Origin of the sequence: Paenibacillus zanthoxyli JH29, from assembly GCF_000520715.1 — a bacterium.
GTDB lineage: Bacteria > Bacillota > Bacilli > Paenibacillales > Paenibacillaceae > Paenibacillus_AQ > Paenibacillus_AQ zanthoxyli.
Map to the genome: position 1 here is coordinate 1 of NZ_ASSD01000133.1, position 10658 is coordinate 10658.

The following is a 10658-nucleotide window of genomic DNA, read 5'->3' on the forward strand; positions in this document are numbered from 1 at the left end:
TTGAAAACTTCAACCGCTAATTTTTAGAGTGAGCCTAAAATGTTGTCATATTAATATTAAGTACTGAACAAGGAATTGACTTAACAAATAATAAAAGATATTAATAACGAAATCATCCATATTTTCACGAAGGGTATTATTGAAGGTGGTTTCACGACAGCAACTTGGTAACATAATGATAAACAAACTACTTTTGCGACAGCAACGTAGTTACATTATCTTTATTATGAGGGGCTGCAAAATTAGAATTGCGACAGCAACTTGGTAACATGAATTCATGTTACCAAGTTGCTGTCGTTAGACAAGATAACAATGATGATTAGAGACTGAAAGCTCGTCGCTCGATAGTTTATCATAATACTTCTTCACAAAACCCGTATTTTGTACATATGTATGACGAACATTTGCGGGGGGATTTTTCATTGATTGTACAGTGACACAAATGTTCCTACATAAATGACACAAAATTACCTACATTCACTATATTACAGCCCTTTCCTTTTGATAATAAAACAGATTTATCTCTAAACCTGGACACCAGAACTGTTTTTTTAGCAGCAGATCAATTTCTATCAACCAATGTTAATCAGCGAACTGACCGATATGGCGCTTCTCCGGAAAACCGAGCGCGATTCATGCTCGAAGTAGTGGATGCAGTGTGTGCGGTTCGCGGTCCTGAGTTTGTCGCAATCAAACTGACGCCGGGATTCACGATCGGTGAAATTGAAGAAGCTGATATCGATGAAAAGTACAGTTATATAATTAAAGAATTAAATGCCCGAGGCGATTTGCTCTTCTTGCATCTTTGGTTCAATGACTTAAAACAATCCGAAATATATCGAAAGATCAGAAATGACTTCAAAGGAAAAATTCTTGCCGAAGGAAGTCTTACGGCCGATGAATATGCAACTGGAATTGAGGCGGGTACTATGGACCTTATTGGATTCGGCCGGATGTTTATTTCCAATCCTGATTTGCCTTTACGGTTGGCTCAAGATGCCCCTCTCTCTCAGCCTGACTATGAAACCATCTATACGCCAGGCTCAAAGGGCTATACAGATTATCCATCCTGGGACCCGACTGATCCGGAAGGCAGCGTTGTAAATCCCACTGAACTTACGAATTGACTATTTTAGCAAAAGATAAAAATCACATAGGCTTATTAGGTGGTATCTGTGGAGGTATCACGCTCGGTAAATTGCTCCTGAGAAATGAGTTTAAGTTTTCCAGCCTCTCCGAATGGAAGAGCAAGGCCGTCTTGCTATCTGGACTTTTTCTTCAAACAAATCAGTATACTGAGCGATATAAACCTAACTGTAACACTCAATTATTCCAATAATATAAGTATTTAATTTTCACTGCATAATCCCTCAAAAATACATTTGTGAAAATCAACAATTTCTGGCATCCTTCCTTTACATTGAAATGCTCGACTAGAAATCGGCATATTCAACAACAGAGGCAGGATGTTTTTTTATATCTATAGGAATATCTATCTATTTTTTATCTAAAGTTGTTTTTAATGAATCCCACTTCAATACGAGAGGCGATGTTTAGCATTTATCATGAGTCAAAGATGGGTATAGATTTGAAAAGGGATTATTTATCCGCTACGTTCACGCCTGCCTTTATCATGCCAGTCGAGATTTTTTCAGAAAAGTAGATCGATACTTCTATTATACAAAGCCACTGGATGAGAATCATGACTTACACCTCACGATCAACATTTTCCCGTCCTCTACTGTCTTTGAAGAGGCACAAGAAGACTTACATCATGCCATTCAGCGCTTAAATTCAACCGAAAGAGAACAAATCCACGTACGCGCTCGCTGCTGCGGATGAGGACAAGCAGAGAGTCTTTAAAGAAGAAACTTTACTTGCTTTGAAAAAAGACTCATGAACGGGGAGATCGCCCATCTGTTGGATGGTTTGTCTCTGACACAGACCCGAGCTCATCCTGCGGCCGGACTGCCTGGAGGAAACGGTGGAGTACCGTCTTGCGGAGTCGGAGCAAATCTGCCCCTACTGTGGAAACAAACTGCACGAAATGTGCAGCCAGACTCGCCGGGAACTGATACTCAGGTGAAGGTGCTCAACCGGGTGCAGTTGCAGTACGGATGCCGCACATGTGAACGAGAAAGCATCGCGACGCCGATCTTGACCGAGCATACGCTGCTTGTGGAGAGGGATCATTTTCATGCCTATGAAACGCTGGTGGGCAGTTGGGCGCATGCACGAAGGAGTCACGGATGCAATGGAGCAGCCTCAGAAGGAACCAAGGCTCAGGAGGGGCTAGACTTCTACAACTGACTATTCACCCTTGAGCAGCAGTGGCAGGAAGAGGAACCGGATGAGTGGCAAAAGCTGCGGATGGAGCACAGCATCCCTGTGCTGGGAGCGTTCCAGGAGCGGCTGCGAAGCCAGCACAACCGGGTATTGCCCAAGAGCAAGCTGGGTTAATCCATCCAGTACGGCCCAATGGGAGAAGTTGATGGTGTTCGTGAAGGGCGGCTGGATCTGGACAACAACCGGAGCGAACCGGCGATCAAGTCCTTTGTAATTGGAAGAAAAAATTGGCTATTTGGAACACACCTAGGGGGCAAAATCTAGCACCATCACGTACAGCCTGATCGAAACGACAAAAGAAAACGAGATAAAGCCATATGAGTATCTGAGTATGTATTGGAGCAGTTGCCCCAATTGCATAATCCAGTGGATGTACAGGCGCTGGATGCGCTGTTACCCTGGTCCTCAAGCCTTCCTGCGGACATCCGGATACCGTCGTCTACATAAGCGGAATCGGTAGGTTGTCCCCCGATTACCACCGAATTGGGGCTTGTTTGTCGTCCTTTGCATTAATCGTCGGGAGCCTAAAGGAAGAACTCTCCTGGCCATCCCGAGCAATTGATTAACAAAGCTAAGCAAAAAACCGGGGAAGAATTTCCCCGGGCTAACGCTAAGAGTAAAATATCCGCATTCATAGTGGCAGCAGTAGTCAGAATACAAATGTGACCAGCTTCCTAAGGCCTGTGCAATCGATTTTCCGAAGCCTCGTAAAAGATCATATTCAGCTAGACCAACTTCAGCGTCTTCTCAACGATCGCGGAGTGAATACCTACCGAGGTTTCCTTCATGTACTTCTCACGCATCTTGGCGGCCTTCTTGTAGCTGTCGGCCTGTAAAGCCTTCATCATCTCTACCTTAGAATCGAAGCTGATCTGGACGATCGCGTCGATTGGAAGCTCTGCTCCATCGGTCATAACGTCCGATAGGTAGTGCTGGATGTACTCCCTCGTCTCGGGAAGCCCTACATAGGTCGGTCCGTAGTCAAATTCCATAAAGTGCCGAAAATCTTCGGTTGAAATCTCAGGTTTCTTCCGAATTACAGTCATCATCGTGAACATCAGTTCTTCACCTTCCATTTTCTCAAGTATTGTGCGAATATGTCAAAACTCAAGGAAATAACCCCTTAGTTGTTACCTATACGATACAACTTAAAGTTAAGTTTAAGTCAAGGTATTAGAAACTTAAATTTTTGAGTTTATCAAGATTTTTTTCAGCTGTAACTAATCCATCATAAACCGCAATTTTTTGATTCAATTGTTCCAAATTCTCTCTAATCCGCATCAATTGTTGTTCAACGTTCTTTTTATGTGCCAGCAAAATTTCTCTTCTTTGCCCTATTGTTTCATTTCCTTGCACGATTAGATGGGTGTATTTTTTAATTTCATCAACCCTCATACCCGTGTCCTTCAAACAAATCACTAATTCCAGTAATAATAAGTCTTCATCTGAATATTGCCTTCTTCCGCTCGTATTGCGATTTGCGTTTGGGATAATTCCTTCCTTTTCGTAAAATCTTATCGTAGACGCAGGTAAACCGCTCATTTGTGAAATCTGACTCACGGAATACATCATCATTTCCAAACCTCCAACTCTAAGCAGATTTTTTTAGGTTTTTTAGTTGACTTTAGCCCACAGCCCGATGGATACCGCGCAGCACAGTACCGCAAAGACCGTCACGCCGAAAAATCCGTTCAACTGCGCGTATAAAATTCCGGCGAAATAGGCCCCGACTGTCGTTGCGGCGTAGTTGACCACGTTCGATAGCGCTGCGATTGTCCCACGGGCAGTGGAGGATAGCGTCTGGAACAGCGCCATCATGATCGGGAAAACGGTCCCGAAGACTAGATACAAGACGAAGAAGCACAGATGCACCAGCAGCGGCGACGCTGCGAGGTTGAGCAGCAAATAAAGTACTGCCAGCATGCCGATCCCCCCTATCAGTACGGTTCGCTCGCCGAGTCTCGCCGCCGCATGGCCGCCGATAAAACTGCCGATCAAGTTGCCAAGGCCCATGAAAATAAACACATGACCGATCTCCGACACATTCATCCCGAACTTGTCCGAGAGCCAGTTGCCGATAAACGTGAAAACGGCGAAGACGCCCGTCAAAATCGCAAAAAAGGCCAGATAGGACCCTTTTGCCCCGTTCATGCCGAGCAGCTCGGCGTAACGATCCAGTATGGAAGGCTGTCTGCCATAAGCCGCTGGCTTAAATTGGGGGACGTTCCATAATATCAACACGAACAGTACAAAAGCGATTCCCCCGATAATAAAAAACGGCATCTTCCAGGAATGCGCGGCCAAATAGCTGCCAATCGGCACGCCGACCGTCTGCGAGACGGCGAAACCGGCCGATACAATGCCCATCGATTTCGTCACCTTCGGGGCGGGAACTAGAACTGGGATCGTCGCCCACACCTGCGGAGACGTAAATGCCGCAAAAATACCGGCCAGCGCCCGAAACGCAAACATCGACCAAAAGTTCCACGCCAAGCCACACAGGAAGGTAGAAACCGCAAAACCGAGGATGCCAAATAGCATGATCTTTTTCCGGTTCAAACCGTCCGAAACCGGCCCCGCTATAAGAGCGAACAAGGCATATCCCAGTGCATACGCCCCGATCATCCAACCCGATGCTTCGACGCTGATATGAAACTGCTGCCGAAGCGTCGGCAGCAGCGGCGACACCAGAAACGTATCCGTACCTATTACGAATGCAATCAGAAAATATAGGCTTAAGATTCTCTTCATTCCCGGTTCTCTCCTTTCTTTGTTCAAAAGGATTGCTGCTTATTCTCTCACAGGGACATCCGACTCACGTCTGTGATATCCCAGCAAAATATAACTTAAAACGATGTGAAAGGGAATATTTTTATTATATAATGGTTTGCTTCCCTTTACCGTTATCTTTATAATGAAGGGCGAATGCCATAGGGATCGAGGTGCTTTTATGCTGTCCTTAGAAAAACAAATCCTGTACATGCTCCTGCATCGGCGAGCAATTTCGACCTCCGAGTTTATTCGGATTTTCAAGGGTCGCGGCAAATCCGAACAGGTTATTCGCAATACGCTCTCTTCCTTAAAGAAGAAAGGCTACATCGTGGCCGAAGACCGGAAATATAATTTGGCGGAAGCAGGCGCCCGGGTCATCGAGAGTCTTCAGCTGAAATTTTCCGGCATGGATACATCGTGGGACGGGCGCTGGCATTTCATCATGTTCAGCATTCCCGAGCAGCATCGTTCGATGCGGAATTCGTTCCGCCGCGAGCTTATGCAAATCGGTTACGGGCTCCTATTCGACGGCGTCTTCGTATGCCCGTTCAATCGCGAGAACGCCGTGCTCGAGTTGGCCGCGCAGTGCGGCGTGGACGCATTATGGATCCGCACCGCAATCGGCGATCTGCGTTACGGTCCGATCACGGCGATCGACGCGGAACGGATTTGGCCCGTCCAGGAGCTGAATGAAAAATACGCTTGGTTTATCGGCTGGATCAACGACAAGATCAAAGAATCGTCGGCTTTCATGGAGAACAGCGGGGAGCTTATGCCGTGGGATGTCCTGCTGCTCATTTTGGAGGCCGGAGAGGCGTTCGGTGAAATTTTGCTGGAAGACCCATTCCTGCCGAAAGAGTTGCTGCCGGACGATTGGAAAATGCGGAAGGCTCGGGAATTGTATCATTTTTATATCGACCATAAGCTCGCTCCCCTACTCCAAAGCGACAAAGAGCTGTATTCCCTGATCGTGTCGACAGACTAATAGTACAATGACTACTTAAGCTGTCAAACAAGCTTGCGGCTGAAGCTCACCGCGGCCATGACGAGACTTGCTGCAAAAATGACGGCGGCGATTTCATGAAGACTACCCGTCGTCGCCTTGCCGCTGAAGACGGTGCCGATAAGGCTCGTCGCCAAAATGCTCCCTAAAGAACGGAAGGTAAGGAACAGCCCGGACGCCGCGCCTGTCTCCCCCGGTTTGGCAAGCGTGAACAGAGCTGTCTGCCATCCAACATTGGCAAGGCCGTTCGGGATGCCAAGTATAGCGAGAACGGCCAGCAGCCATTTCAATCCGGTATCCGATTTTACGAGCAGCAGCAGTGCTGCGCCTAGGATCAGAATCATATACCCGATGACGATCGATCTTCTGTACGTATAGCGGGAAACGATGGGAACCGCCGCTTGCGTCGCCACAATTCCGGACACCAGCAGCGGCAGCAGAATAAGCCCCGACTCCTTCGCCGAGTATCCCCGCAGCTGCTGCAGCCACAAAGGCAATCCATACAAGATGCAGTAATAAACAAAACTTGTCCCTGCGTACTGCACATATACCATCAATAGTTTCAAATCAGACTTCAGCAGCCTGACATTGATAAACGGGTTCTCCCTGCGCAATTCGTGGCCGACCAGCGCGCCAAACAGAATCGCGGCAGTGATAAGCATCCACCAAAGCGGGCCGCTCTTCATGGACTGCAGAAAGTACATGAATCCGAAAAGCGAGCTGCTAAAAAGCAGAATGCCCGGAATATCAAGCTGGCTCCGCCAGGACGCCACACTCCGGTCAGCGGCGGCCGAGGATTGTTCTCGGGGAATCCAAAGGTGGAATAACGTCATGATCAGCATTACAATCGGCACGTTAATCCAGAAAATAGATCGCCAATCGATGAAATACACAAGAACCCCCCCGATGACCGGGCCGAGCGCCGCAGTAATGTTGTTCGTGAAGGAAATCATCCCCGTAGCCGAAACGGGAATTTTCCCGTTATTCGTCCCGGCTACGGCCGCAGAAGCCTGGAGCAGCGCCATCCCTGCCGGAAATAACGCCGTATTGCTGAACGCCTGCAAAATGCGCAGGGCTACCAGCCATCCGAACGACGGCGCCCACACGGAAAGCAGGCTGAACAAGGCAACGAAAACGAGCCCGGTGTTGAAAATGCGGCGGGGCCCGTACAGATCGGCAAGCTTGCCCATAACCGGCTGGCCGATGGCCGTCATCAGGAAATAACCTAAAATCAGCCAGGACGTCTGCGCGATCGAAATCTGATAATAGAAGGCGATTTTCAGAAGCGCAACCGAGATCATCGACGAGTTAAGGGGATTCAGCAATGCTGCCATAGCGACAATGCCGGTCGTTTTTCTGACGGTTGAAGCCATCTTTACGCGATTGTTTAAATTAAAAGCCGCGAGTTGGTCATTCATGTATCTCTCACCCTCTTCCTCTCATTTCGGGGCAAGACTTCGGGGCCAAAAATGCTCGCAGCGCGTACCCGGAGAGGCGCGCGTTGCGGCAAACTTCGAGAAAGGTCAGTTGTCGGTTTTGGCCTCGAAATACTCCACCATCAGTCCGTCGGGATTCCGAACCATCATGTTTTTGCCGAACGCGTTCGAGTGCGGGCCGTGCAAAATTACTGCCCCGTTCTCCTTCAGCCAAGGCTCGAACTCGTCGAGGGAATCGACGTAAAAGATAGCCTGAATGTCGCGAACCGGGTCAAGCGACTCCTTGTCGCCGGACAAAATAAGAACGCCGCCGATTTTGGCGCCCTTGATGTCTAGTTCGGCAATATCGAAGCGCATCTCGCAGGCAGTGCCTTGAATATTCTCGTAGAAGACGATCATGCTGTCGAATTTCTCTTTGTCGGTATAAAGGCGAAGTATTCGGTCCGTCACGAGCATAACATTCATCCTCTCCAATAAATTTCTAATCGTGTAAATTACATATCGTGGCGTATAACGACGCATTCGAGATTGCTTGCCGCCGCGGCGGCTTCCATCGCTTCCGGCAAATCTTTGAGCGAATATACTTTCGCGGCGATCGGGCTCATATCAAGCTGTCCGCTTCTCAGCAAATTCAGCAGCTTGAGATGGGCGTCGGCGTCGTACATGAAGTGGCCGATGATCTCCAGGTTGTTGAACATCATTTGCATGTAGTTCACAGGCAAAGGCGAGGTCATGCTGCCCATCAGCACGAGCCGGCCACGCTGCCGCAGGCTCCCGAGTGCCGCCAGCGTCGCATTCGGGTCTCCGGCCTGGCCCACTATATCGAAGGCCATGTCGGCTCCGCCCCCCGCCGCTTCGCGCAGGGCTTCACTGTCCTTCCGGACGTCGCCGCTCAGCGACACAGCTACAACCCGGCTGCCGGCAGCTTGTGCCAGCATCTCGAGCGACGTTTTGTTGCGACCGGCTGCGACCACTTTGCCTGCTCCCATGGCCAGTGCCACGAGCACCGCTGCCGTTCCGTAAGCCCCGGTCGCGCCGGTGACAACAACCGTTTCACCCGCCGCCAATCGGCCTCGCACGAGTCCGCCGTACGGTACGACGCAGCGGCTGAAGACAGCGAACTGCTCCGGAGCAATAGGGTCCAATCCTTGTACAGGAGTGACCGCCATGACCGGGAACAGCGCATATTCGGCAAGGGTGCCGTCGGCCCAGTCAGCCTGCATTTGTTCGCCTATGCCGCCGAAATGGGTGACGCCGATCAAAATTTGCCCTTTTTCGGGCACGTTCTCGCCGGAGACCAGATGCGAGGATAGAATGACACGCTGCCCAGGCTTCAAATGCCACACGTCGGGACCGACGGCCTCGATAACCCCGAAGCCATTCCCTCCGGGAGTGAACCACCCTTTCGGTGGCAAATAGGTCGGGAGCTTGCCTTCGACATATTCTTTCAGATACGACATCAGCGACGAAGCTTCGATTCGGACCAGCACACTTCCCGGACGTACTTCCGGCTTCGGAACTTCCTTGAGCTGTAATCCGCTGCCGAATCCTTTGATCTGCCATGCCTTCATCGTGTTGCTCATAGGCAATTTCCTCCTTTAAAAAAATGCAAACGCCGGCGTTAGGAAGAAATATAACATAACAAAATGCGAAAGTAAATATTTATATTATACTTATGAGACACGTCAGCGTTATTACTAAGCGTGGTCTACCATCGATTTATGTACATAACACAACCTCTTCTCATACTGCCGAAGGACATGAACTGGTATCCTATAAAAAAAGAACCGCGCAGGGCGCGGATCCAAATCTCAATGATTTTGATTAAAACAGCTTAAATAATAAAGCCGCCGTCCATAACTAATGTTGTGCCAATTGTGAAAGATGCTTCTTCTGAGAGTAGGAAAACAATGCCTTTTGCAATTTCTTCTGTTTCAGCGATTCTTTTCATCGGAATTATTTGTGAAAATTTTTCAATCATTGCATCGCCAAGACCTTCCGTAATTTCCGATTTGGTTGGGCCGGGTGCGATGGAATTAATTCGAATATTCTGACTGGCCATTTCTTTGGCAGCTACTTTAGTTAAAGCCTCAACAGCGAATTTCGATGCACTATAAGCACTAGAAAGATTGGTAGGTCTAATTCCAGCAATGGAGGAAACATTCACAATAGCTCCACCTCCTGTTTTCAACATTTGTTGTACTTCGTATTTCATACAGGCAAACAAGCCTATAACATTCGTCTGAAACGCATCTTGGAGATCCTTTGTATCGGTATCAACTAAAGAAGCAGGTGTTTTACTTATCCCTGCGCTATTTACCGCTAAATCCAACCTTCCATATTGATCAACGATCCACTGAATGCCATCGCGTATGCTTTCTTCATTCGCAACATCCAGCTTCAAGAAAACGGCTTCTCCGCCCAGAGCGCGAATTTCTTCAACAACTTGTTGTCCCTTTTCTTCACGGCGGGCAGCGATGACAACCTTAGCTCCCTTAGATGCTAATATCACTGCAGTCGATTTACCTATACCACTTGTTGCACCTATCACTAAGGCTACCTTGTTTTTCATTTTCAAAACCTCCAGATATTTTTATTTATGATTAAGCGTCCCTTCTAATCTGATGACGAAAATTCCAACCTTAGTTTTTTTTGAGCCACTACTTCATTAACACAGATCGACCAAAACGAATGTTCATTCTATTTTTTATCAAATCCATCTTATATATTTATCGTAACCCATCTCCCTGAAATAAGATTGAACGTTCGTTCTAGGTGATTATAAAAAAGGCTTGTTCGATCGAGCCTATCGTTCCGTCAGCGCATTATCCATGAGACGTACGGCATTCCAGCAGGAACGGATTGCTTCGTATACGCTATCGGTGGTTAATTCGAAGACACCGTGCAGATGGGCTTTCAACATGTAAACAAAAGTCCCGTAATGCATCTGCACCATCATTTTCGGATTCAGCGGGATAAACAACTTCTGCTGAATTGCTTCTTCGTATAACTTGTTCATAGGCCCGCACCAACCGCCTGTATAGACAGCCTGCTTCACATCCTCGTAAATGTAAGGCGAGAACGAATACTGCTCAATAAAT

The 10658-nt window shown here is 48.0% G+C and carries 12 protein-coding genes and 1 pseudogene; 5 read left to right on the top strand and 8 right to left on the bottom strand.

Features of this window, described 5'->3' with window-relative positions; all coding sequences use genetic code 11:
* The first annotated feature begins 530 nt into the window (after positions 1 to 530).
* The 4 genes from L691_RS27925 (at position 531) to L691_RS34190 (ending at position 2610) form a co-directional block, all read left to right on the top strand.
* A complete protein-coding gene (locus L691_RS27925) occupies positions 531 to 1127 on the top strand; it encodes an oxidoreductase (protein ID WP_232229105.1) in 597 nt (198 codons plus the stop codon).
* 793 nt (positions 1128 to 1920) lie between these two features.
* A complete protein-coding gene (locus L691_RS0105400) occupies positions 1921 to 2310 on the top strand; it encodes a hypothetical protein (RefSeq protein ID WP_156934172.1) in 390 nt (129 codons plus the stop codon).
* Positions 2311 to 2350: 40 nt separating this feature from the next.
* Positions 2351 to 2560, top strand: coding sequence for a hypothetical protein (locus L691_RS33385; protein WP_232229104.1), 210 nt, complete (start codon positions 2351 to 2353; stop codon positions 2558 to 2560).
* Positions 2545 to 2610: a hypothetical protein gene (locus L691_RS34190; protein WP_408634734.1), complete on the top strand. Its 66-nt coding sequence runs from the start codon at positions 2545 to 2547 to the stop codon at positions 2608 to 2610. Before L691_RS33385 ends, L691_RS34190 begins: the two co-directional genes overlap by 16 nt.
* 461 nt (positions 2611 to 3071) lie before the next feature.
* Here L691_RS34190 and L691_RS0105410 read toward each other — a convergent pair whose 3' ends face one another.
* The 3 genes from L691_RS0105410 to L691_RS0105420 form a co-directional block, all read right to left on the bottom strand.
* Positions 3072 to 3404 (bottom strand): EthD domain-containing protein, encoded by a 333-nt coding sequence (locus L691_RS0105410; RefSeq protein ID WP_025689247.1) that lies wholly within the window; start codon positions 3402 to 3404, stop codon positions 3072 to 3074.
* Positions 3405 to 3519: 115 nt separating this feature from the next.
* Complete coding sequence (locus tag L691_RS0105415) at positions 3520 to 3921, bottom strand: MerR family transcriptional regulator (RefSeq protein ID WP_051459306.1); 402 nt, start codon at positions 3919 to 3921, stop codon at positions 3520 to 3522.
* Positions 3922 to 3960: 39 nt separating this feature from the next.
* A complete protein-coding gene (locus L691_RS0105420; protein ID WP_025689249.1) occupies positions 3961 to 5097 on the bottom strand; it encodes an MFS transporter in 1137 nt (378 codons plus the stop codon).
* Between the two features lie 199 nt (positions 5098 to 5296).
* Between L691_RS0105420 and L691_RS0105425 the strand changes: the two genes are divergently transcribed.
* Positions 5297 to 6103, top strand: coding sequence for a PaaX family transcriptional regulator C-terminal domain-containing protein (locus L691_RS0105425; RefSeq protein ID WP_025689250.1), 807 nt, complete (start codon positions 5297 to 5299; stop codon positions 6101 to 6103).
* A 23-nt stretch (positions 6104 to 6126) separates the two neighbouring features.
* Here L691_RS0105425 and L691_RS0105430 read toward each other — a convergent pair whose 3' ends face one another.
* The 5 genes and pseudogenes from L691_RS0105430 to L691_RS0105450 form a co-directional block, all read right to left on the bottom strand.
* Complete coding sequence (locus L691_RS0105430; RefSeq protein WP_025689251.1) at positions 6127 to 7539, bottom strand: MFS transporter; 1413 nt, start codon at positions 7537 to 7539, stop codon at positions 6127 to 6129.
* 105 nt (positions 7540 to 7644) lie between these two features.
* Positions 7645 to 8007 carry a VOC family protein gene (locus tag L691_RS0105435; RefSeq protein ID WP_156934174.1) on the bottom strand — a complete coding sequence of 121 codons (363 nt, stop codon included), beginning with the start codon at positions 8005 to 8007 and terminating at the stop codon, positions 7645 to 7647.
* Between the two features lie 44 nt (positions 8008 to 8051).
* Positions 8052 to 9140, bottom strand: coding sequence for a zinc-dependent alcohol dehydrogenase (locus tag L691_RS0105440; protein ID WP_084653857.1), 1089 nt, complete (start codon positions 9138 to 9140; stop codon positions 8052 to 8054).
* Between the two features lie 251 nt (positions 9141 to 9391).
* Positions 9392 to 10129 (bottom strand): SDR family NAD(P)-dependent oxidoreductase, encoded by a 738-nt coding sequence (locus tag L691_RS0105445; RefSeq protein WP_025689254.1) that lies wholly within the window; start codon positions 10127 to 10129, stop codon positions 9392 to 9394.
* Positions 10130 to 10363: 234 nt separating this feature from the next.
* Positions 10364 to 10658 (bottom strand): annotated as a pseudogene (locus L691_RS0105450) (hypothetical protein); the annotation flags it as partial.

What these genes read in the sequence shown, in the direction of transcription:
- L691_RS33385 (WP_232229104.1), top strand. Translation starts at nt 2,351, where the DNA reads ATGAGTGGCAAAAGCTGCGGATGGAGCACAGCATCCCTGTGCTGGGAG.
- L691_RS0105410 (WP_025689247.1), bottom strand. Translation starts at nt 3,404, where the DNA reads ATGTTCACGATGATGACTGTAATTCGGAAGAAACCTGAGATTTCAACC.
- L691_RS0105415 (WP_051459306.1), bottom strand. Translation starts at nt 3,921, where the DNA reads ATGATGATGTATTCCGTGAGTCAGATTTCACAAATGAGCGGTTTACCT.
- L691_RS0105420 (WP_025689249.1), bottom strand. Translation starts at nt 5,097, where the DNA reads ATGAAGAGAATCTTAAGCCTATATTTTCTGATTGCATTCGTAATAGGT.
- L691_RS0105425 (WP_025689250.1), top strand. Translation starts at nt 5,297, where the DNA reads ATGCTGTCCTTAGAAAAACAAATCCTGTACATGCTCCTGCATCGGCGA.
- L691_RS0105430 (WP_025689251.1), bottom strand. Translation starts at nt 7,539, where the DNA reads ATGAATGACCAACTCGCGGCTTTTAATTTAAACAATCGCGTAAAGATG.
- L691_RS0105440 (WP_084653857.1), bottom strand. Translation starts at nt 9,140, where the DNA reads ATGAGCAACACGATGAAGGCATGGCAGATCAAAGGATTCGGCAGCGGA.
- L691_RS0105445 (WP_025689254.1), bottom strand. Translation starts at nt 10,129, where the DNA reads ATGAAAAACAAGGTAGCCTTAGTGATAGGTGCAACAAGTGGTATAGGT.